This is a genomic window from Asticcacaulis taihuensis (assembly GCF_900100255.1).
GTDB classification, from domain to species: domain Bacteria; phylum Pseudomonadota; class Alphaproteobacteria; order Caulobacterales; family Caulobacteraceae; genus Asticcacaulis; species Asticcacaulis taihuensis.
The window spans coordinates 145,355-167,478 of sequence record NZ_FMTS01000007.1 but is presented as its reverse complement, the minus strand read 5'-3'; the positions used below and the strand labels follow the sequence as shown (position 1 = coordinate 167,478).

The following is a 22,124-nucleotide window of genomic DNA, read 5'->3' as shown; positions in this document are numbered from 1 at the left end:
TAAGCGGACGACCAGACCATCGATCTCAGGCGCAGACTGACCGCAGGTAAAACTCTCACCCAAGGGACGCAGGTGAACATCCAGACGATCCTTGGACACATCGATACCAACATATATAAGCGTTTCCATCCTGACCCATCCTTGCATAATCGGGATCGGCAAGGCCGTCCCTGGCGACTGTTCGGGGTTGATGGAAAACGGAAGGCGACCTGGCTCCTAACGGGATGAAACCCCAAGGGGGACACGGTCTGCCTACCGCTTCCAGCGCTGTCCACAAAAGAACAGATGGAAATAACTTACAAGGGGGACCGCGCCGAAGGCGTGGTGGTGGGGTGTCTTGCTTCTTTCAACCTCCAGTCTGGCCGCAAAAATCCCCTCTTGCAATGACGGATAAAAATACGCATATAGGCCGCGAGACGGCTGGGCGGAGGCCTCGCCAATCTGGTCAGGGCCGGAAGGCAGCAGCCACAACGAATTCACCTTCGGGTCAGTCGTCTCACCCGCGCCATTCTGGCGCGCTCAGACGCCGCGGGGCTCCTCGCATCAGCTCGGGCGGGCAGTCGCCCTTGCCTCAATCGCCGGATGGCTAAGACAATCCCAACCGATCTTACCTTTTGCGCCTGTTGAAGAATCGCGCATTGTGATGACGCCTGTGCAAAAAGCCACTATATAGAATTCATGTCCGAACATCCCGACCTTGATGATCCTTTTGCCGCCACGGAAATAGACCTTCCGGAGCGCGATGAGAACACGGACGACATGTTCGGTGGCACACCAACACCGGCGCCCGTTGCCGTGGCCAAGCCGATCGAGAAATCCGAAGCCTATACGGTCCTTGCGCGCAAATATCGTCCGCGCACCTTCGAGGACCTGATCGGCCAGGAGGCCATGGTCCGCACCCTGACCAACGCCTTCCATGCCAACCGGATCGCCCACGCCTTCATGCTGACCGGCGTCCGCGGTGTCGGCAAGACCACGACCGCCCGCCTTTTGGCGCGCGCGCTCAACTATGAGAGCGACACGGTTCACCAGCCGAGCGTCGATCTGTCCGTCATGGGCATACACTGCCAGGCGATCATCGAAGGCCGCCATATCGACGTGCTCGAACTCGATGCCGCCTCGCGCACGGGGGTCGACGCCATGCGCGACCTGCTCGAATCCGTGCGCTATGCTCCCGTCGAAGCGCGCTATAAGGTCTACGTCATCGACGAAGTCCACATGCTTTCCACCGGCGCCTTCAATGCCCTGCTGAAGACGCTGGAAGAGCCGCCGCCCCACGCCAAGTTCATCTTCGCCACGACCGAAATCCGCAAGGTGCCGGTTACCATCCTGTCGCGTTGCCAGCGTTTCGACCTGCGCCGCGTTGAGCCGGAAACCCTGACCCCGCATCTGGAAAAGATCTGTGGGCTCGAAGGCGTGAAGATCGAACCGGACGCCGTGGCCCTGATTGCCCGCGCCGCTGAGGGCTCAGTGCGTGACGGGCTTTCCCTGCTCGACCAGGCCCTGGTGCAGAGCGAGGCCGGTGAAACCACCAGCGCCGAAGTGGTGCGCGACATGCTGGGCCTGGCCGATCGCTCGGCAACGCTCGGCCTGTTCGAAAACATCATTTCCGGCCAGATGAGCGAGGCCCTGCTGGCCTTCCGCACACTCTATGGGTTCGGCGCCGATCCGTCGCAGATAATGGGCGACATGCTGGAATATGCCCACGCCACCTCGGTCGCCAAGATCCTCGGTGCCGACGCCACGCGCCTGCCCAAGGCGCCGGCCATGCGCGTGACGGCACTAGGTTCGCAGCTTTCCGCCGGCACACTCAGCCGCCTGTGGACCCTGATGCTCAAGGCGTTCGAGGAACTGCGCCGGGCGCCGGATGCCTGTGCTGCCTTCGAAATGGCGCTGGTGCGGCTGTGCTATGCCGCCGACCTGCCGGGGCCTGAACTGCTGATGAAGCGCCTGCAAAGCGGCGAACCTCTGGTGCCGAATGGGCCCGGTGGGCTTCCCACACATGGCGGTGGCGGCGGAGGTGGGGCGACCGCCGTTCAGATGCGGCCCGTTCAGCAGGCTCTGCCCAGCCCGCAGACCTTCGAGGAGGTGCTGAAGCTGATTTCTGACAAGCGCGATATCGGCCTGCGCGTCGATGTCGAGCGCTTTGTCCGCCTGGTCGCTTTCCGGCCCGGCGCCATCACCTTCGAGCCAGCCCCCAATGCACCGGGTGATCTGGTGCGCAAGCTGTCGCTCAAGCTGCGCGAATGGACCGGCCAGCGCTGGCTGATCGCCACCGAAGGCGCCGGCGGCGCGGAATCGATCATGGAGCGCGACAACCGCGAGCGTGACGCGGCGAAAGCGCGTTTGCAGGCTAACCCGTTTGTCTCCAAAGTTCTGGAGACCTTCCCCGGCGCCGAAATCACCGCTGTGCGCGCCAAGCCGAAGCCCGTGGTGGACGCCAGCGAGCCGGTCGTGCCCGAAGACGAACGCCCAGACATTGATAAGGAAAACGACTGATGGATTTTGCCGCAATGATGAAGCAGGCGCAATTGGTGCAGCAAAAGCTGCATGAAGCGCAGGCGAAAATGAGCGAAAGCACCGTGCAGGGTTCGGCCGGTGCGGGTCTTGTGAAGATGGAACTGAAGGGCTCCGGCGATATGGCGGCCCTGACCATCGATGACAGCCTGATGGCGCCCGGTGAAGGCGAGGTTCTGGCCGACCTGATCCGCGCCGCCCATGCCGATGCGCGCCGCCACCTTGATGCCCTGAATTCGCAGGTCATGGCCGAAGCCGCCAAGGACCTGGGCCCCGGCGGCGGTCTGCCCAATATGCCGAAGTTCTTCTGATTTGATGGATAAGGCCCCCCTCTCTTATACCTCCCCATCTATGATGGGGAGGGGGACCGCGAGCCTCTTGGCTCGGGGTGGTGGGGTTTCTTACTTCTTTTCTTTTCTTTCCGGGCGCGCCTGATGTCCGGCGCCGGCCCCGAAATCGAACGCCTGATGGCCCTGCTGTCCAAGCTGCCGGGGCTTGGGCCGCGTTCGGCGCGTCGGGCCTCGCTGGCCCTGCTGAAACGCAAGGACCAGCTTCTGATTCCCCTGACCCGTGCCATGCAGGACGCGGCCGACAAGGTGGAAACCTGCCGTATCTGCGGGCGGCTGTCGACGCAGAATCCCTGCCCGACCTGTGCCGATCCGGCGCGCGACCAGACCATGATCTGCGTGGTCGAGGAAGACAGCGCGCTCTGGGCCATGGAACGCGTCGGCGCTTTTACCGGCACCTATCATGTGCTGGGAGGGTTGTTGTCGGCGCTGGATGGTATTCGCCCGGAAGACCTGCGGCTGGATAGTCTGGTTCAGCGCGTTCGCTCAGGCCGTGTGCGCGAAATCATCATGGCCCTGCCTGCGACCGTGGAGGGCCAGACCACGGCGCACTATATCGCCGATCGTCTGAAGTCATTCGATAATCAGGTAGAGATCACCTTCCTGGCGCGCGGCGTCCCCGTCGGTGGCGAACTGGATTGGCTGGATGATAATACCATCGCCCATGCGTTTAAGTCACGTAGGTGATCAGCTCTTCCATAAGGAAATTGCATGAAAGAGATCGCCCTTCCTCATATACGAGGGCTTTTTGAAGCTCGAAATGCGCTGAGATCACATTACAATCATATTCTTCGTCAACGACACTGTGATAAGGTAAAGCTTCACTTCACTTTGGATGGAAACCTTGTCGGAGATATCGGCGAAGGCATTGCAGCGGAATATTTCGGAATAATCCTTGTGGATACCAAATCTACAATGGGTATAGATGGTTATGCTCCGGACGGAGTTACAACAGTGCAGGTGAAAGCCACAGGGACTGGACGTGGGCCAGCATTCCGAAAGACCGAAGTTCGAGCGGATTACCTCCTTTTCTTCGAAATCGATTTTGAGAAGTCGATAGCGCGGATTATATTTAATGGTCCTGAATTTTACGCCACCTCAAAGCTACCACCAGAATTTAAAAATCAACGAATGCTGTCGCCTAAGGCAATCCGAGAGGCGAACGCAAAAGTTCCTGACAAAGCGCGTTTGCCGTTACTAAAGTGAGCAGTTATGTGGTGGCCAGCGCTGCTTTCTTCTCGCGGTTCTTCATAAGTAAATAAACGATCACGCAGCCGACCAGCTTGCTGAGGATCGAGGCACCGATCGCCCAGATATTGAAAATGCCGGGAATAGCGGTCGCGGCCATCATGTAGAAGACCGTCGTATCGATCGGCGAGCCTATGGCGGCTGAGATGAATACCCGTTTGGAAAGCGGCAACTTGAGGAAGGTGAACAGGGCCCAATCCACCGACTCGCTGATGCCGAAGGCGACCGCACTGGCCAGGGCAATCTCCGCCGGCGCCATCTTGAACGAAATCGCCAGGCCAATGATCAGCGGAATGAAGATCCAGTGGCCGATTTCGCGCTGGGCGAAGTCACGCACCACCAGCACCAGCCCGGTGACGATGGCCAGGGGTGTCCATTCACCATGATCGGGCAGGGGGATGGTCGGCACTGCCGCATAGGCCCAGTTGATGAACGGGATCAGGAACAGGTAGAGGTAGGTCCAGGGCGCGCGGCCGGTAAAAGCTTTTCTGGCAGCCGTCTTGGCGTCGATCATTTGTGCCCCTTCCAATTTATAAGCGAACTGTAGCAGTGAAATAGAACTTGCCAAGTTCGTTTCCGGAAGTTAGGAACATAGCATGAACATGTCAATGCTGAGTTTGCTGGTCGTTTTGGTCGTTGCCGCGGTTTTCGCCGGCGCCTGGTTTTTGTCGCTGGCCGAGGCGAAGCGCCTGCGCGCGCGTAACGAAGACCTGAGCGATCGCCTGACGGATGTGACGGCCGAGCTTTCTGCGGCGAAGGAGCGGGCGCGCAATCTGGAAGATGCGAAGGCCGCCATGAGCGAGCAGTTCCAGTTGGTGTCGCACCAGGCGATGCAGGCGTCATCGGACTCATTGCTGAAGCGGGCCGAGGAGTCCTTTGTGGCGCGGGAAAAGCTGGCGCTGGAGCGGATGAATTCGAGCCTCAAGCCAGTTTCAGAAACCCTGACGCGTTTCGAGGCCCAGGTGAAGGCCATGGAAGAGGCGCGCTCGAAGAACAGCGGCGAACTGGAACAGCAGATCAAGCATCTGTTGACGGCGTCTGACCAGACGCGGGAAGTGACGCAGAAACTGGCTAATTCCTTGCGGCGCGGTGCCGGCGTACAGGGGCGCTGGGGTGAGGAAACCCTGCGCAATGTCCTCCAGGCCGCCGGCCTGACGCGCTTCGATTTTATCGAACAGCAAAATCTCGATACCGACGAGGGCCGCCGCCGTCCGGATGTGGTGGTACGGATGCCGGGCGATAAATCGAACGGCGTGTTCGTCATCGATTCCAAGGTGAACCTGACCGCCTTTCTCGATTCGATGGATGCGCTCGATGACGAGGCGCGAGAGGCCGCATTGCAAAGGCATACCCAAGGGTTGCGCGCCCATGTCCGCGATCTGGCGGGCAAGGCGTACTGGGATCAGTTCAAGGATCAGTCGCCCGATTTCGTCGCCCTGTTCATTCCGGGCGACGGTTTTCTGGCGGCGGCGCTCGACCGGATGCCGCAACTGATGAACGAAGCCATGGACAAGAAGGTCATCATTGTCACGCCCACCACCCTGTTCGCCCTGTGCAAGGCCGTGGCCTATGGCTGGCGAGTCGAGGACCAGATGAAGAATGCCTCGCATATCGCCGATCTGGGGCGCGAACTCTATAAGCGCCTGTCGATCATGGGCGGTCATGTCTCCGATGTGGGGACGGCGCTTGGCCGGGCGGTCGATAAGTACAATGCCTTCGTGGGTTCGCTCGACAGCCAGGTCCTGACCCAGGCGAAGAAATTCGAGGAGCTTCAGGTCGAGCATCAGGGCAAGCCGGTGCCCGAACTGCCGCCGGTCGAAGCCCAGCCGCGCGTCTCTAACAAGTTGAAACTATTGGAATCGATCGAGGGCGACGCGGCGAAACTTGATTTTTAAGCCACCGAAGATTACATAACCCTTATGGCTATACGTGAAATAATTACAGTTCCGAACCCGCTTCTGAAGCAAATCTCCAAGCCCGTCGATAAGGTTGACGACGCCCTGCGCGCCCTGATGGATGACATGCTGGAAACCATGTACGACGCGCCCGGCATCGGCCTGGCCGCCATCCAGATCGGTGAGCCGGTCCGGGTCATTGTCATGGATTTGCAGGAAAAGCCGGAAGGCGCAGCGGAAGACGCCGAGCCGGTCAAAAATCCGCGCTATTTCGTCAATCCGGAGATCATCTGGAAATCGGAAGACACTCTGCCTTATGAAGAAGGCTGTCTGAGCATTCCCGAAATCTATGACGAGGTGCAGCGTCCGGCGCATGTGAAGATTCGCTATCTGAACTATCAGGGCGAACAGGTTGAGGAAGAGGCCAAGGGTCTTTTCGCCGTCTGTATCCAGCATGAGATGGACCATCTCGAAGGCATTCTGTTTATCGATCACCTGTCCAAGCTGAAACGCGATCGCGCCGTTACCAAGGTCAAGAAGCTTACGCGTGCGGCTTAAGCACTTGCTCCGCAAGCCTTTAAAGATTAGACCTCGCCGCATTCCGATACGGCGAGGTTTTCTTTATGCGCTTAGCTTTCATGGGCACACCCGAATTTGCGGTAAAAGCTCTGGCCGAACTGGTGGCCAGCGGGCATGAAATCGTTTGTGTCTATAGCCAGCCGCCGGCGCCTAAAGGCCGGGGGCAGGTGCTGAGCCCCTCGCCGGTTCATGCCTTCGCGCAAAGCCTGGGTATCGAGGTCCGTACGCCGAAATCTATGAAGACATCGGAAGCCATTGCCGACTTTCAGGCACTGGATATCGACGCCTGTATCGTGGTCGCCTACGGACAAATTCTGAAAAAGGAAGTGCTCGATCATCCGCCGCTCGGCTGCTTCAATCTCCATGCGTCACTGCTGCCGCGCTGGCGCGGGGCCGCGCCCATCCAGCGCGCTATCATGGCCGGCGATACCCACACGGGCGTCGAGGTCATGCGCATGAGTGAAGGGCTGGATGAAGGTGCCATCATCCTCACCGGTCGTGAAGAAATCACCGCCGATGACACCGCCCAGACCCTGCATGACAAGTTGGCGGCGCTGGGCGCTTCGCTCCTGCCGGTGGCACTGGCGGCCATCGAACGCGGTGGTGCGGCCGGCCAGGAACAGGTTGGTGAACCCACCTATGCCAGGAAGATCACCTCCGAGGAGGCCCGCATCGACTGGAACCGCCCGGCGCGCGATCTTGATTTCCATATTCGTGGCCTGTCACCGTTCCCTGGTGCCTGGTGCCTTCTCCAGACCCCGAAGGGTGAGCAACGCCTGAAGGTACTGATGTCGCGCCTGACCGACGAAGCCACCGGCGAAACGCCCGGTACGCGGCTGATCGGCGGCCTGAAGATCGCCACGGGCGAGGGCATTATCGAACTGCTGCGGGTGCAGCGCGAAGGCAAGGCGGCGCAGGATGCGGCCGATTTCCTCAATGGCGCGGCGCTCGAACCCGGCGATATCCTGCTCTGATGCCGCGTTACAAACTCCTCGTTGAATATGATGGCCGACCTTTCAACGGCTTCCAGGCGCAGGGCGACCAGCCCAGCGTGCAAACGGCGCTGGAAGAAGCCGTCTTCAAATTCAGCGGGCAGCAGTTGCGCCTGACCGTCGCCGGCCGCACCGATACCGGCGTACATGCCACCGGCCAGGTGGTGACCTTCGATCTGGAAAAAGATTTCCCGGCCAAGGTCGTGCGCGACGCGATGAACGCATATCTAATGCCGAAACCGGTTTCGGTGCTGGCGGCGGAAAAATGCGACGATGACTTTTCCGCGCGCTTTTCCGCTACGGGCCGGATGTATCTCTATCGCATCCTCAATCGCGAAGCGCCGCCGGCGATCGGCCAGGGCCGGGTCTGGCATGTCAAGAAGCCGATCGATGTCGAGGCCATGTCCGAAGCCGCGAAAGCCCTGATCGGCCATCATGATTTCACCACTTTCCGCTTTATCGGCTGCCAGGCTAATTCCCCGATGCGCACGCTCGATATCGCGCGGGTAAAGCGGATCGGTGAGGAGATCCACTGCGTCTTCGCGGCGCGCTCATTCCTGCATCGCCAGGTGCGTTCGATGGTCGGCACTCTGGTCGATATCGGCACCGGCCGTTATCCGGTCAGCTATATGGCGGACGCTTTGAAGGCGGCGGATCGGGCGATCTGTGGCCAGGTGGCGCCGGCGCACGGGCTATATCTGACCCATGTGACCTATGAGCCCGAGCCGAATTTCGAGAAATACGCTTCGATCAAGGCGGAATAAGCATCGGTCAGGGCTTCGAGATCGGCCACCGAAGCGCACTCATTGATCTGGTGCATGGTCTGGCCGACCAACCCAAATTCGACCACCGGACACAGGTCACGGATAAAGCGGGCGTCAGAGGTGCCGCCGGTCGTCGAGCGGTCGGTTTCAATGCCCAGCGTGTCCTTGATTACATCGGCGATCAGATCGACAAAGGGGCCAGCTTCGGTCAGGAAGGCTTCGCCGGAAATAGCCGTCTGCACCTCGATTTTCGTGCCTGACCGCGCCGCATGTTCCGCCGCCAGCGCCTCGAACCAGGCTTTCAGTTCCGCGCCGGTATGGGCCGGATTGAAGCGGATATTGATGCGGGCGCGGGCGTCCTGCGGGATGATATTGGTGGCCGTATTGCCGGTATCAATGGTGGTGATTTCCAGGTTCGAGGGCTGGAAGTCGGCATAACCGTCATCGAGCACGCGGTCCTTCAGGGCGGCCAGCAAATCGACCAGCACCGGCAGAGGGTTCAGGGCGCGCTGCGGATAGGCGACATGGCCCTGCTTGCCGCTGACCGTGAAGGTGGCGTTGACAGACCCGCGCCGGCCGACCTTGATCATGTCGCCCAGTTGTGCCGAAGACGAGGGCTCGCCGACGATGCAGTGATCGATGACCTCGCCGCGCTCTTTCAGCCACTGCACCACGCGCACCGTGCCGTCCTTCGCCACGCCTTCCTCATCACCGGTGATCAGAAGGGAGAGTGACCCCGCTTGATCCGCATAACGCGAGACCGCAGCAATCCAGGCGGCGATCCCGCCCTTCATATCGACCGCGCCGCGCCCGATGACGGCGCCGTCATGGATCTCAGCGCCAAAGGGATCATAGCGCCACAGATTGCGCGTCCCCACCGGCACCACATCGGTATGGCCGGCAAAGCAGAGATTGGGCGAGGCGGTGCCGCGGCGGGCATAGAGGTTCTCGATATCGCCGAATTTCAGCCGGTGGCAGGTAAAACCCAAATCCTCCAGTGTGCGCTGTACGGTATCCATAGCGCCGGCATCGGCGGGGGTAACGGAGGGCCGTGAAATCAGCGCCTGAGTCAGCGCGACAACGTCGAGATTTTTAGATGCATTTGCCATGTGCTTGCTCTAAGACCCTTTGTTGACCGGGGGAAGACTCAAATTCGAGTCGTGTCTGCATTTCTGAAGGCTTTACAGTGACGACGCCTGCCGAACCGCCCGTTATCGACCTGCCGCCGCTTGAGGATGACAACCGGCATCCGCTGCAAATTCCCGATTTTCGCGCCTTCTGGACCTCGCGGCTGGCCGGTGTGCTCGGCACCTCGGCGCAGAGCGCGGCCATCGCCTGGCAGGTCTATGAAATTGCCCGGCGCACGCAAGGCGTGGCGGAATCGGCGCTTTATGTCGGGCTGATCGGCCTGGCGCAGTTTCTCACCCTGTTCGCCTTCACCCTGCCGGCCGGGATCGTGGCCGACCGGCATGACCGCAAGAAGATCGTCGGCGTGGTGCTTTTCGCGCAGTTGCTGCTGTCTCTGGCCTTCTTCGCCTATTCCTTTATCCCGCATCCGCCCTTCTGGGGCCTGTTTGCCCTGAGCGCCGTGCTGGGCGCCTGCCGCGCCTTCAGCGCGCCGGCCAGTTCGGCCATAGGCCCCATGCTGGTGCCGAAACATATCCTGCCGAAGGCGATCGCCGTCAATTCGATGGCCTTCCAGACCGGACTGATCGTTGGGCCGGCCCTGGGTGGCGTCCTGGTCGGATTCTCGCCGCGCTTCGCCTATGGCTTTTGCGCCGGCCTCTGCCTGATCGCCGCCCTGCTGATCCTGACCATCAGGACGCCCACGGCGCCGGACGCCCCGTCAGGTTCCAAGATGACCATGCTGAAAGAAGGCATGGCCTATATCTGGTCGAACAAGGTGATCCTGGGGGCGATTTCGCTCGATCTGTTCGCCGTCCTGCTCGGCGGCGCGGTGGCCCTGATGCCGATCTATGTCCGGGATATCCTTCATGCCGGTCCGCAGGCGTTCGGCCTTCTGCGCGCTTCGCCGGCCATCGGCGCCATCATCACCTCGTTTATACTGTCGTGGTCGCCTATCCGTCGCCATGCCGGGCCGTGGATGTTCGGTGGCGTGGCGGTCTTCGGCATTTCGACCATTGTCTTCGGCCTGTCCGAGATAATCTGGGTGTCGATCGCCGCCATGATCGTGCTGGGGGCGGCCGATATGATCAGCGTCTATGTCCGCGGCACCCTGGTGCAGATCGTCACCCCCAATCATATGCGCGGGCGTGTCGCCTCGGTCTCCTACCTGTTTATCGGTGCGTCCAATGAACTGGGCGAGTTTGAAACCGGCGTCATGGCCCGCCTGATGGGGCCGGTTAATGCGGCGCTTTTTGGCGGCATCGGCTCGCTGATCGTCACCGGAAGCTGGATCAAGCTGTTCCCGGCGCTGTATAAAGCTGACAAACTCGAATGATGAAAACGCCCATCCTTGGCCGATTGCGTCGCAGTCTGCGCTTGCAGGTATAGAGTATACCTGCGGCGCCTGCCGGCTAGCACTCGACTCAAGGTTGAACGTTTTCAGCTTCGGCGAAATTAAGAAAGAGTTGTAGGGTCTACCGTGTGCCGCGCGTGGTGGTGATGGCCGACCGCAGCGGATGGCTGCCATTGCGTAGGGGGCTGGTTTCCGTCTGGGCCAGAGCCTGGGGCTGGGCTGCATCGGTATTCATATCGAAGCGGAAGCCGTTGCTGTCGGTATTGGCCAGCGCGCCGGTGGGGCTGGCCTCTGCCTGAGCGATCATGGTGTCGATCTCATGCTTGCGTGCGCGGAAAGCGACCATATCGCTGCCGGCCAGGGTGCTCGATTGCGGCACCTTGGCCCCCTTCGGATCGATCGGGTGGTGGTTCTGCCACACCTCGAAATGCAGGTGTGGACCGGTCGAGCGGCCGGTGGTCCCGACATAGCCGATGACCTGGCCCTGGGTCACATGCTGGCCGGGGCGCACGGCAATGGCCGACATGTGGCCGTAACCGGTTTCCCATTCCTTGTTATGCGCGATGCGCACCCAGCGGCCATAGCCGCCCCACCACTTCGCATCCATCACCACACCGTCGCCGGCGGCCTGGATCGGCGTGCCGGAAGGGGCGGCGAAATCGATGCCGGTGTGCATCTTCATGAAGCCGACAATCGGGTGGAACCGCATCCCGAAGCCCGACGAGGTGCGGGCGCCATAAACCGGCGTCGCCAGCAGGAAGCCTTTGATGCTCTTGCCGTTTTCATCGTAATATTCGGTGGAATTCGTGCCCTTGGGCGTAAAGGAGTAGAAGCGGTCGACACCACCCTTGGCCTGGATCTCGGCGTAAAGCAGGTTGCCGGCCTCAACCGTGCGGCCGCTCTCGGTGACCTTGCGGTCGAAGACCAGCTTGAAAGTGTCACCGGACTGGATGTCGCGTTCGAAATCGAGCTTGTGGGCGAACAGCTTGACCACCTGGGCGGTCAGGGTGGGGGTGGCGCCCATGGTGGCGGCCGAGGTGAACAGCGATCCGCTGATCGTGCCAATGGCGACGCGGCGTTCGTCACGCACGGCCTCTTCCAGGGCGCGCAGGCGCATCTGGCCATCGCGCGAGGTGGTGAGCGTCAGTTGCCGGGCCGGGCCGGTACGGACGGTGAGGCCCAAAAGCTGCGCTGGCCCCGCGCCCTCGGCCGGTTTGGCGATAGCGGCTTCCAGGGTCAAGCCGGCCTTGATGTCGGTGATGTTGAACGATTTGGACAGCAGGCTGACGGCGGCCTTGGATTCATCCGGGGCAATCCCTAAGCGGATGAGCGCGCCGGCCAGGGTTTCGCCGGAGCGCAGCGATACCGGCACATCGACCGGCTGTTCATAACCGGGGCGCGCGGCGGCTTCGGCATAGGCCTGGGTTTCCAGGGCCATTGCGGCGGCCGGGTCCATGGGCTGCACCGCGCCGTTCATCGGCTGGACCACCTTCCACAGCAGGGTGCCGACCGTCAGCGCGGTGGCCAATGCGAAGACCATTGGCGTCAGTCTGACAGGTTGTCGGCGGGGGTCGAGTTGGGCCATGGGTACGCGAATTCGTCCTGTTTTAGCGGTAGGCGACGGCTCTGTTTCAGAGGCCGGCGGACTAAAATAGCTTTGCTTAAAACCGTCATCTGTTGGTCAAGCGGTAGACAAGACTCGTAAAAGACAGAGAACATGCCTTGAGTCTCAAAACAGTGGAAGGCCCTGCTTACGCCAAAAAAAGGCGAAAATGAGGCGATTTTGCCCCGGCTGCCGACCCTGTCCGCGCAAGAAATTACCTTGTTATCCTTAAAATCCTGCTTAAAAGATATTAACGAGGTCTTAACGCGTTAACCTTTTGTGACGGCCAGGCGTGCCCTGTGTGGATAACTCTTTCATAAACCTGTAAAAAAAAGCACAAATCGATTTTGGCTCACAAAAGGCGCCGGTAATCGGCGGATATGCCGGAATTTCGGCTAAAACGGGCCCTAGTCTGTAAAAGAAAATCGTTGATATCCACACTTTTTAAAAAGGTATGGTTCATGATGCGTTACAAATCCCGCAGGCGAATGCCGCAGAACAACAAGACCGATTGATGAGCCCAACCTCCCCGTCAACCTCCCTGTCTGATGAAGCCCTGTGGTTTCCGGCGCATATGAGCACCGGGGACAGCTTCTCGCGTCCGACAGGGATCGATGGCGCGCCACCAGAAGACGAGATCGGCCTTCCGGGGCGGCGGCTTTCCGGGAAACGCGGTGGCGGCAATGGCGGCCATTTCCGCGCCGCAAGCTGGCTGTGGATCACCCTGTGCGGCGTCACTGCGCTCGGCATAATCGGCGTGGCCGGCCGCAAGGTCATCGCGGAATCGGTGGCCGAAAGCTGGTTGAAAGGGCAGGGTGTCACCGCCCATGTGACGATAGACAGGTTGTCACTCAGCCATGCCTCCGGCAGCGTGCTGATCGGCGATATGAAAAAGCCGGAAATGTCGGTCGGCGGTTTCGATGTCGATTATACCCTGACGCCCTTCGCCGGCAATGGCCTGCCGCTGGCCCGGATCAAGGCCCTGCATATCACCCGGCCGGTCGTCGCCATTTCGATCAAGGACGGCAAGCTGAAATTCGGTTCGCTGGACAAGGTGGTGCAGGATGCCCTGTCGGCCAAGCCATCCAATGCGCCGCCGCCGGAAGAAATCGTCGTCGCGGACGCAGATATTAGCCTCAACAGCGACTACGGCCTGCTGAAAGGCCACGGGGCTCTAAGCCTGCGCAACGGCCTCCTGACCCTGCTCGACCTGAATCTGCCCGCCACACACCTGACCGGCACGCTCGGCACCGGGGACCTGCGCGAAGGCCGTGTGACGGCCCGCTCGGTCAATACGGGTAAGAATGGCGACCAGTTGCAGGTCAAGGCGCATCTTTTCGGCGACAACTGGACGGTGAAGGGCGCCGGCAACCTGGTCGAAACCATCGGGGCAGAGGATCAGCGTTTCCATGCGCAGAATGTCGTGCTCGATCTCGACAGCCACCTGCCATATCGTCATTCGAAGTCGATGTATGAGGCGTTCAGCGGCGCCCTGGATGCGGTCATCACCCTGACCGGAGATGAGGTGGTCAGCGAAGGCACGCGTGCCGAGGCTTTCGAGACCCAGGTACGCTTTGACGGCACGCTCAAGACCACGGAAAAGGGCGTGGCCTACTCCGGCAAGGCCCGGCTGAACGCCAGCACGGACCGTCTGCAATCAGGCGGGATGCAGGCAGAAACCCTGCGCCTCGCCGGTGACGACCTGACGCTCAATACCGGCTTTTCCAGCGAAACCGGCCTGGCCTTCAATCTCAACGGCCCGATCACCGGAGAGGCCGGCCGATTCCAACAGGGCGATCTGTCGGCCCAGGCGGTGCGCCTGAACCTGACAAACCTCAGCCTGGTCTCCGATGACGACGGCGCGAAGGCGACCTTTACGGGCGGCATGACCGTGGGGCGCCTGGCGCAGGGCGCCGACCTGTCGCTCGACCAGACGACGCTGTCACTGAATGGTGGCGCCGAGGCGGGTGCGGATCATGGCCCGTGGGATGTGACGATCAAGAGCTATGTCCGCTCCGAGCGCGGGCGTTACAGCGGCCTGGCCGCCATGGCGAAGGATCGCGCCGCTGCCCGGGCCGAAGCGGCCGGCAAGCCGCCGATTCCGGGCGCGCCGGTGCCTCTGCCGGCGGACGCCATCATCACGCTTGATCAGGCATTCCAGCGTTTCGCCCTGCGCATCAAGGGGCTGACCCTCAACCTGCACGGCGATGCCGATACCCCGGCGCAGATGGCGCTCCGCGTCCAGGGCGCTGAAGCCGTGCTGGCTGGCGGCGGTAAGGCGACTCTGGTGCCGCATGGCTCGAAGCCGCTGATCGCCAGCGGTGAATCCGGGGCAGCCGGTATTGCCCTGACCGGCGACGGCCTGCCGCAGGTGGCGCTGGGGCTCGATGGCCTGGCGCTGGATGACAGGGGCATCCTCTCCGGCGGTTATACCCTGGCGGCGCAGTTTGATTTCGATCCGCTGCAGGGCGCGCAGGTCAAGGGCCACGGTCGCTTCAACACCCTGCCCGGCGGCGGTTTCAACGTCACCCTGGCGGACAGCGCCGCCTTCACCGCCGCCTCGGCGCAGATCGGGGATAACCTGACCGACCTCTCCGGCGAAATCGTCCAGACCGGGCCGTCCTTCCTCGTCTATACGCCGCAGGGCTGGCGCGTGACCGGCGCCTATCGCAACCTCGGCCTGACAGCGCCCAATGTCATCGTCAAACTGGCCGGCGGGCAGGGCGATTTCCAGGCATACAGCCTGGGCGATGGCCTGGGGTACAAGGCGACGCTTGCCGGCGCCACCCTGACCGATGGCGTACCGGCCGACCAGACGCGTTTCAACCCGCTGCTGATCGACGGCGCCATCACGCAGGACCGCAAGGCCACGACGGGCCGCTTCTTCGCCTCTACCCCTTCGACCAAGGGGGCTGACGGCAAACCCCTGCGCATTGCCGCGATCAATCTCGACAGCGATGTAGCTTCCGGCGCCGGCAGCTTGTCTTTCAAGACGCTCGACCTCAATTTCGTCCCGACCGGCCTGCAACCGGTCTATTTGTCGCCGATGGTGGCGGCGGTCTTCAGCCGTGATGTTACAGGCCCGATGAGTTTCGAGGGCGCGTTCAACTGGACAAAGACGACCAGTTCGAGTGGTGGCGTGCTCACTATCGGCGTCGGCGATTTCGTGGCGGCCACCGAAAAGGCGCCCTATGGCGTGGGCATGAGTTTCTTCGGCGCTACCGGCCCGTCGCAAGGGTTGACCGGGCAGATCGTCTTCGATTCCCTGTCGCCGCTGCATACGGCGCCGGGCCAGACCATCCGCCTGGCGCAAACCAAGCTCGGCGTACCCCTGACCGATCTCGATGTTCGCTTCCAAATCCTCGGCGATCACATGGCGCTGGAACAGGCCACGGTGGAAAGTCCCGGCGGTCCGGTCCGGCTGGAGCCGACCGATATCTGGTTCGATGCCAAAAAGCCGATCACCGGCGTCCTGGCCTTCGACGGGCTCGATTTCGGCAAGGTGGTCGCGGCGTCCGACCTGAATACCAGTATGAGCTTCAAGGGCAATCTCAGCGGCCATTTGCCCTTTACCTACACTGAGGGCCACATTGCCTTCGCCAATGGCACCATGACCTCGGATGCGCCGGGGCAGATATCAATCTACCGCACGGCGGTGACCGGCGTGAATACCGCCACCGGCTCGGTGACGACTGACGCACCGCCGGCCACCGCCGCCATAGCCAGCCAGAACGCCGAAGCCGCCGCGGCCGCCGATCCCAATTTCAACCCGTTCCAGGACCTGGCCTTCCAGGCGATGGAACATGTGGCTTATGACCAGATTGACGCCCGCCTCAATTCGATCGACGGCGGCATCCTCAATATCAATTTCCACATCAAGGGCTATTACGATCCGCTGCAGCCGCAAAAGGCGAAGATCAGCCTGATGGACTATATCAGCGGCAAATGGATGCAGAAGCCGATCAAGCTGCCCTCCAAAACGCCGGTTGAGCTGTATCTCGAAGTGCCGGTCAATCTCGACGAGGTGCTGACCGATCTGGCGGCCTTTTATTCCAACACGGCCCAGAAACCGCCGTCGGAATAAGGCTCCTTTTCTCGCCAGCCAGTCTTTTCGGCTCACCGGAACGCTATCGCGCCTGAACCGATGACGGAGGGGCGTCCGTCCGGACAATCTCGACGATGATATCGCCGGCCTTCAGGCTCTGGGCCGCGCGATCCCAGTAGCCGTGGATATGGCTGCCGCGCGAAATGCGCAGGCCCATGCCGGTGGTGATGTCGCTCAGCGGCTTGCCGATTTCGCCTGCGCTCACTTCGCGCTCGCGCATGACCACCTGGCCGTCGGCCGAGGCCAGGTCGGCAATGCACTCGGCGACATGCCGGCCTTCCGAGGCGCGGGCCAGCAGGTGGCCGCCCATGCTGACCGGATTGATGATATTGTCGGCCCCGGCCTGGCGGATCAGGTCTTCGTTTTCCGTGGCGCGTACCGTGGCGCTGATCGGCACGGTCGCGTTCATCTGGCGGGCGCTCAGCACGATCAGAACTGTGGAATCGTCACGGTGTGTGGCCACCATCACGGCGCGGGCCGTCTTTATGCAGGCGGCGTCCTGGGTGGCGTTATAGGTGGCATCGCCCTCTATCCCGGTCACGCCGCACTCGATGGCCTGGGCAATGCGTGCGGCATTGCTGTCGACCACCACTATGCTTTGCGGTTTAACGCCCTGGCGCAGCAGTTCGCCGACCGCCGCCTCGCCGGTTGAGCCGTAGCCATAGACGATGATGTGATTTTTCAGGCCCTTGCGGATCATGCGCGTTCGGATCTGCTCCCAGGTGCTTTTCAGGGCCAGAGTATAGGCCGTCCCGAAGAAGATTATCCAGATAAAAAGCCGCACAGGCGTGACCACGAAGGTATCGAACATGCGGGCACGGTCGGTGACCGGCGTGATATCGCCATAGCCGACCGTGGTGACGGTGATGGCGGTGAAATAGACGACATCGCTGAATGACACCACGCCGTCGGTATTGTCATGCAGGCCCTTGCGATCGAGCCAGTGGCCGGTGAGGGCGATGCCGAGCAGCACCAGCACCAGCACACCGCGCAGCCACAGAGATTGCCAGATATTCAGGCGGGGTTTTTGCCGGGCGATAATCGGCGCGGTCGTCGCGTCGTTTTTCAGCATCTGTGCTCTTCCGTGGCCCCTGGGTCTGTGTGCGGCCAAAGGCTGTAAAATGTCCAGTCAAAATATCCGTTTCGTTCAGCCACGGTTCAGCCTATATCTGGCTATATGGGTATAACGGTATTTACAGCTCGGAATTGAGGGAGCCATTTATGAAGAAAACGATAGCGGCGATAGCTTTGGGGGCGGGCGGCATCATGCTCATCGCCTGCACGCCCTCGGTCAATGTCAATGTCAACCTGGCGCCCATCTATGCCAAGCTTGATGTCAATGTGAAGGTCCAGCTTGACCAGGACGTGAAGGCCCTGATCCAGCAGAACCCCGATCTGTTTTAAGGTTAGAAAGTGAGCACTCTCATGAAAAAGACCTCTCTGTTTAAAGCCGCCGTTGCGGCCCTCGCCATGGCGTCTTCGGTAGTTGCCGTCAGCGCCGTTATCTCCACCCCGGCCGCGGCCGATGTCGCCGCCTCGAAGGCGCTGGTCGATGCCGCCAAGGCCAAGGGCACGGTCGGTGAACGCAATAACGGCTATCTCGGCTTCGTGTCGGGTTCCGGCGATGCCGCCACCAAGGCCGCCGTCGATGAAATCAACGAGGGCCGCAAGAGCGTCTACGGCCAGGCGGCGGCGAAAAACGGCGTCTCGCCGGAAGCCGCGGGCATTTCGGCCTATGCCAATGTCATCGTGCCGAAGCTGAAGGCGGGTGAATATTACCAGGATGCCAGCGGCAACTGGGTGAAGAAGTAGACGTCTCTCCTTTGATGCGTTGAAAAGCCCTCCCGCGCGGAGGGCTTTTTTATGCGTACCATTTACAAAATCTGTAGTTTTCTCCGGCACACTTCGTGCAAGGCCCCAGCCGTTCGCCTGTTCGGGCGTTATTTTTAAGGACAACGCTGTTCCTTTTACGAGGCGGCAGCGGGAAGGCCGGAGACATGAACGATCATCTCAAACCCCTGACGAGCCTGAGGTTTTTCGCCGCTTTTTGGGTGGTGATGTACACCTATATCCACGAACTGAGCGGCAATATCAGTCTGGGCGTGATCGAAAAGGGCTATCTTGGCGTAGATCTGTTCTTCGTGCTGTCTGGTTTCATCCTCTCCTATGTTTATCTGAACGGGTTCGGCGAAGGGCGTTTCAAATACGGACAGTTCGTCATCCATCGTCTGGCGCGGGTCTATCCGCTGCATATCGCCACCCTGCTGTTCACCCTGCTTCTGGTCGCGGCGGCCGCCGTCAAGGGCGTGACGCTCGATGGCAATGCCGATAACTGGGCGGCCCTGCCGGCGCACCTGACCCTGACACAGGCGTGGGGACTGGCGCCGACCGCTTCGTTCAACCATCCCTCCTGGTCGATCTCGGCCGAATGGTTCGCCTATCTTGGCTTCCCGGTGGTGGCGTTCCTGGCGTGGCGCCTGCGTGAGCGCCCGATTGTCGCCGTGTCGCTGGCGATCTGTTTCCTGGTCGCCGTCAACCTGATCTTCGCCCGCCTGGCCGGCTTCGAATTGACTCATGCCACCTTCCAGTGGGGCGCCCTGCGCATTGTGCCGAGCTTCCTTTATGGCAGCGCGCTCTATCTCGCCTGGCGCTCCCGCGCCGTCGCCAAGCCGGGCGTGGCGCTGATCGGCACCGGCATCGCCCTGCTGACCGTGGTGTTTTCGACCTCTTTTGGGCAGTCCGATATCCTGACGGTCGTGGCGCTGGGCCTGCTGGTCTTGTCGATCTCCGGCCTGGCTCAGGATGAAAAGGGCATACTGTCCGGCAAGACTCTGGTCTATCTCGGCGAAATCTCCTTCGCCACCTATATGATCTATGTGCCGTGGAAGTGGGTTTACCTGAAGTCTGTCAATGCGTTACTGGGCACAGATCACGCGCCCCTGCCATTCCTGTGGTGGCTTGCCGGCCTGCTGGCCCTGGTGCCGCTTTCCATGCTGGCGCACCACCTGGTCGAGCGCCCGTTCCGCAAGATCGTGCGTCATTATGGCGAATGTCTTCACGGCGCGATCACGCATTCGTGGGTTAAGGAAGGTTAATTTTTGCGCCGAACGGGCGAAAAAGTATTTGAAAATTAATTTTTCTGATGTAGCAAAGACACAGGACGAATAGTTAATGAGTGTGTTGCGTGCAGAAAAAGACCCTTTCGGCGATTGCCTTTGCCCTTCTTGCCCTTTGTGCCGCCGGCTCGGTTGAAGCCCGGACCAAAGCCCATAAAGCCAGCAAAGCCAGCGCTGTAAAGGTTGCCGCTCAGAAGACGCCTGCCGGTTCCGCCTACCTGCAATGTGTCACCTTCGCCCGCCAGTTTACCGGAATGCAGATCTTCGGCGATGCCTGGACTTGGTGGGAAAAAGCCACCGGCCGCTATGAAGAAGGCTCCACGCCCAAGCCCGGCGCCGTTCTCGTCTTCCGTTCGCAGGGCCGCATGAAGCTCGGCCACGTTGCCGTCGTTTCGCAGATTATCACCGATCGCTATATCCAGGTCACCCACGCCAACTGGTCGCCGATCAATGGCCGCCGCGGCCAGGTGGAAGACAATGTCAACGTGATGGACGTGTCGGAAGCGGGTGACTGGTCCAAGGTCAAGGTATGGTATGGCCCGTCCAATGACCTCGGCACCACGGTCTATTCGACCTACGGCTTTATCTACCAGGACCCGTCGCAGGTCCGCATGGGCGAACACGTGACCACAATTGCCCAGCCGGAAGCGGCCCCTTCGACAGCCCGTCCGTACCAGCAGATCGCCTCGGCCAATACGGACGATATGCCGGCCGACCTGAAGGCCGCGCTCAGCCCGGCCGGCAGCAAGATGACTGCGAAGCCGGTGACGGTCGCCGCCCATGTCAGCGGCAAGTCCGCTGCCGAACTGGTGGCGCAGATCGATTCGGATAAGGCCGCCGCCGGCCATGCCGCCGCCAAAAAGGCAATCAAGCCGGAACCCAAGTCGGCCAAGGCAAAATCAAAGGCCCAGACACCCAAGGCCGCAGCGCGCAAGCATACCCACAAGAAGTAGGCTTTACCGCCTGTCCCTGAAACGGTAAACAGCACGGGGCTGCCGGAAAGGTATTCGCGTGCTGACACTTCATTCGCAGGGATTTCACGTCGCGGCCGAGGCTGGCGACTTTGATCCGCATACCACCTGGATCGACCTTTTCAATCCCTCCCGCGATGAAGAACTGAAGCTGGAAGCCCAGCTTGGCGTCCTGTTGCCGACGCGCGAAGACATGGACGAGATCGAGACGTCCAGCCGGCTCTATATCGAAGATGGCGCCGCCTTCATGACGGCCCAGGTGGCGTTCTTCGGCGGCATGGCGCAGTTGCAGTCCGGGCCCGTCACCTTTGTCCTGACCGGCGGGCGGCTGGTGACGATCCGTTATATCGATCCGGCCTCGTTCAAGATTTTCGGCGAGCAGCTTGAAAAGCAGCCGCTTCATTGTACGGATGGCCCGACCACCTTCCTCAATCTGGTCGATCTGATCATCGACCGCACCGCCGACCTGATCGAAAAGACCAGCCACAGTATTGACGACCTGTCGAAGGAGGTTTTCACCACGCGTCGCCGCACCAAGCTGGAAACCGTGCTGATCCGCCTGGGCGCGGCACAGAATGACATCGCCAAGGTGCGCGATTCCCTGGTGTCACTGGCGCGACTGACCGTTTTTGCCGCGGGGCTTGAGCGCCAGATCGTCGGTTTCCGCAAGACGACCGAGTTAAAAGAATTCCATGATCGCCTGCGCACCATGAGCCAGGACGTGGCCAGCCTGAACGATCATTCGAGCCATGTCTCCGGCCACATCGCCTTCCTGCTCGATGCGGCCCTGGGGCTGATCAATGTCGAGCAGAACAATATCGTCAAGGTGATCTCGATCGTCTCGGCCATCTTTCTGCCCCTGACCCTGATCGCCAGCATCTATGGCATGAATTTCGACCACATGCCTTTCCTGCACCAGCCCTATGCTTTCGAGGCGGTGTGCGCGCTGATGATCGCCATCATCATAGCCATGCTGGCCTATTTCAAAGCGCGCCGCTGGTTCTGATTATTTGGCGGGCCTCGCCGGCAGGTCAGAGTGGCCGGCAGGGACGGGCTCGGCTTTCAAATCCCGAATCAGGGCCTTCATCTCGCCGATTTCCCTGACCTGCGCCTCGATGATGCCGTCGGCCAGCTTGCGCACGCGCGGGTCTTTGATATGCGCTCGTTCGCTGGTCATGATGGCGATGGAATGGTGCGGAATCATCGCTTCCATGTAGCCAACGTCGCTAACCGTGGCCTGGCTGCGCACCAGCCAGAGCGAGGCCGCGAACAGCACACAACTGCCGGCTATGATCAGCCCGTTCAGTCGCTTGTTCTTATACATCGACCACATGAAGATCATCATCACGGCCGCCATGGCCGCCCCCATGACGACGGCCATCCAGAGACGAGTCTGGCTGAACGCGATATGATCGGCCTGATAGGTATTTAGATACATCATGCCGTACATGAGGAGGGTGGACACGCCGACCATCACGGCAAAGCGTCCATAGGACATGGTCATGATC

20 protein-coding genes and 1 other RNA gene are annotated in these 22,124 nt (G+C 60.9%); 16 read left to right on the top strand and 5 right to left on the bottom strand.

What is annotated here, in order from left to right:
• The first annotated feature begins 410 nt into the window (after window positions 1-410).
• The 5 genes from ffs to BLO49_RS15945 all read left to right on the top strand — a co-directional run bounded on the left by ffs (window position 411) and on the right by BLO49_RS15945 (window position 4,070).
• Window positions 411-504: signal recognition particle sRNA small type (gene ffs / locus BLO49_RS15965), an RNA gene on the top strand.
• A gap of 174 nt (window positions 505-678) precedes the next feature.
• Window positions 679-2,499, top strand: a complete 1,821-nt coding sequence (locus BLO49_RS15960; RefSeq protein WP_090650391.1) for a DNA polymerase III subunit gamma/tau — start codon at window positions 679-681, stop codon at window positions 2,497-2,499.
• Window positions 2,496-2,828 (top strand): YbaB/EbfC family nucleoid-associated protein, encoded by a 333-nt coding sequence (locus tag BLO49_RS15955; RefSeq protein WP_415500638.1) that lies wholly within the window; start codon window positions 2,496-2,498, stop codon window positions 2,826-2,828. The genes BLO49_RS15960 and BLO49_RS15955 overlap by 4 nt, the downstream gene beginning before the upstream one ends.
• 120 nt (window positions 2,829-2,948) lie before the next feature.
• Entirely contained in the window at window positions 2,949-3,551 is a 603-nt protein-coding gene (recR, locus tag BLO49_RS15950) for a recombination mediator RecR (protein WP_090650389.1), read from the top strand.
• Window positions 3,552-3,575: 24 nt separating this feature from the next.
• The gene (locus BLO49_RS15945) at window positions 3,576-4,070 is read left to right on the top strand and encodes a DUF6998 domain-containing protein (RefSeq protein ID WP_090650388.1); all 495 of its coding nucleotides are present in this window, start codon (window positions 3,576-3,578) and stop codon (window positions 4,068-4,070) included.
• 4 nt (window positions 4,071-4,074) lie between these two features.
• On the opposite strand, the gene BLO49_RS15940 is transcribed toward BLO49_RS15945, so the two are convergent.
• Entirely contained in the window at window positions 4,075-4,626 is a 552-nt protein-coding gene (locus BLO49_RS15940) for a VUT family protein (protein ID WP_090650387.1), read from the bottom strand.
• An 82-nt stretch (window positions 4,627-4,708) separates the two neighbouring features.
• On the opposite strand from BLO49_RS15940, the gene BLO49_RS15935 reads away from it, so the two are divergent.
• The 4 genes from BLO49_RS15935 (at window position 4,709) to truA (ending at window position 8,342) form a co-directional block, all read left to right on the top strand.
• Entirely contained in the window at window positions 4,709-6,007 is a 1,299-nt protein-coding gene (locus tag BLO49_RS15935) for a DNA recombination protein RmuC (RefSeq protein ID WP_090650386.1), read from the top strand.
• A 24-nt stretch (window positions 6,008-6,031) separates the two neighbouring features.
• Window positions 6,032-6,565 carry a peptide deformylase gene (def, locus tag BLO49_RS15930; protein ID WP_090650385.1) on the top strand — a complete coding sequence of 178 codons (534 nt, stop codon included), beginning with the start codon at window positions 6,032-6,034 and terminating at the stop codon, window positions 6,563-6,565.
• A 65-nt stretch (window positions 6,566-6,630) separates the two neighbouring features.
• Window positions 6,631-7,560: a methionyl-tRNA formyltransferase gene (gene fmt / locus BLO49_RS15925; RefSeq protein WP_090650384.1), complete on the top strand. Its 930-nt coding sequence runs from the start codon at window positions 6,631-6,633 to the stop codon at window positions 7,558-7,560.
• A complete protein-coding gene (gene truA / locus BLO49_RS15920) occupies window positions 7,560-8,342 on the top strand; it encodes a tRNA pseudouridine(38-40) synthase TruA (protein WP_090650383.1) in 783 nt (260 codons plus the stop codon). The genes fmt and truA overlap by 1 nt, the downstream gene beginning before the upstream one ends.
• Here the strand turns inward: truA and dapE are convergent.
• A complete protein-coding gene (gene dapE, locus BLO49_RS15915) occupies window positions 8,291-9,451 on the bottom strand; it encodes a succinyl-diaminopimelate desuccinylase (protein WP_090650381.1) in 1,161 nt (386 codons plus the stop codon). The genes truA and dapE overlap by 52 nt on opposite strands.
• A gap of 77 nt (window positions 9,452-9,528) precedes the next feature.
• Here dapE and BLO49_RS15910 point away from each other — a divergent pair, with 77 nt between their 5' ends.
• A complete protein-coding gene (locus BLO49_RS15910) occupies window positions 9,529-10,803 on the top strand; it encodes an MFS transporter (RefSeq protein WP_090650379.1) in 1,275 nt (424 codons plus the stop codon).
• 139 nt (window positions 10,804-10,942) lie between these two features.
• On the opposite strand, the gene BLO49_RS15905 is transcribed toward BLO49_RS15910, so the two are convergent.
• Window positions 10,943-12,361, bottom strand: coding sequence for a peptidoglycan DD-metalloendopeptidase family protein (locus BLO49_RS15905; protein ID WP_090650378.1), 1,419 nt, complete (start codon window positions 12,359-12,361; stop codon window positions 10,943-10,945).
• 577 nt (window positions 12,362-12,938) lie between these two features.
• Between BLO49_RS15905 and BLO49_RS15900 the strand changes: the two genes are divergently transcribed.
• Entirely contained in the window at window positions 12,939-16,508 is a 3,570-nt protein-coding gene (locus BLO49_RS15900; RefSeq protein WP_170828361.1) for an intermembrane phospholipid transport protein YdbH family protein, read from the top strand.
• Window positions 16,509-16,551: 43 nt separating this feature from the next.
• On the opposite strand, the gene BLO49_RS15895 is transcribed toward BLO49_RS15900, so the two are convergent.
• Window positions 16,552-17,601 (bottom strand): potassium channel family protein, encoded by a 1,050-nt coding sequence (locus tag BLO49_RS15895; protein WP_090650373.1) that lies wholly within the window; start codon window positions 17,599-17,601, stop codon window positions 16,552-16,554.
• 149 nt (window positions 17,602-17,750) lie between these two features.
• Between BLO49_RS15895 and BLO49_RS15890 the strand changes: the two genes are divergently transcribed.
• The 5 genes from BLO49_RS15890 to BLO49_RS15870 all read left to right on the top strand — a co-directional run bounded on the left by BLO49_RS15890 (window position 17,751) and on the right by BLO49_RS15870 (window position 21,622).
• Window positions 17,751-17,933, top strand: a complete 183-nt coding sequence (locus BLO49_RS15890; RefSeq protein ID WP_090650372.1) for a YnbE family lipoprotein — start codon at window positions 17,751-17,753, stop codon at window positions 17,931-17,933.
• Window positions 17,934-17,954: 21 nt separating this feature from the next.
• Complete coding sequence (locus tag BLO49_RS15885) at window positions 17,955-18,341, top strand: YdbL family probable chaperone protein (protein WP_090650370.1); 387 nt, start codon at window positions 17,955-17,957, stop codon at window positions 18,339-18,341.
• 185 nt (window positions 18,342-18,526) lie between these two features.
• Window positions 18,527-19,624, top strand: coding sequence for an acyltransferase family protein (locus BLO49_RS15880; RefSeq protein WP_090650368.1), 1,098 nt, complete (start codon window positions 18,527-18,529; stop codon window positions 19,622-19,624).
• Window positions 19,625-19,713: 89 nt separating this feature from the next.
• On the top strand, window positions 19,714-20,598 hold the full coding sequence (locus tag BLO49_RS15875; protein ID WP_220083759.1) for a CHAP domain-containing protein: 885 nt from the start codon (window positions 19,714-19,716) through the stop codon (window positions 20,596-20,598).
• A gap of 58 nt (window positions 20,599-20,656) precedes the next feature.
• Complete coding sequence (locus BLO49_RS15870) at window positions 20,657-21,622, top strand: magnesium transporter CorA family protein (protein WP_090650366.1); 966 nt, start codon at window positions 20,657-20,659, stop codon at window positions 21,620-21,622.
• Here the strand turns inward: BLO49_RS15870 and BLO49_RS15865 are convergent, their stop codons facing one another.
• Window positions 21,623-22,120: a DUF305 domain-containing protein gene (locus tag BLO49_RS15865; protein WP_220083758.1), complete on the bottom strand. Its 498-nt coding sequence runs from the start codon at window positions 22,118-22,120 to the stop codon at window positions 21,623-21,625.
• Window positions 22,121-22,124 lie beyond the last annotated feature (4 nt).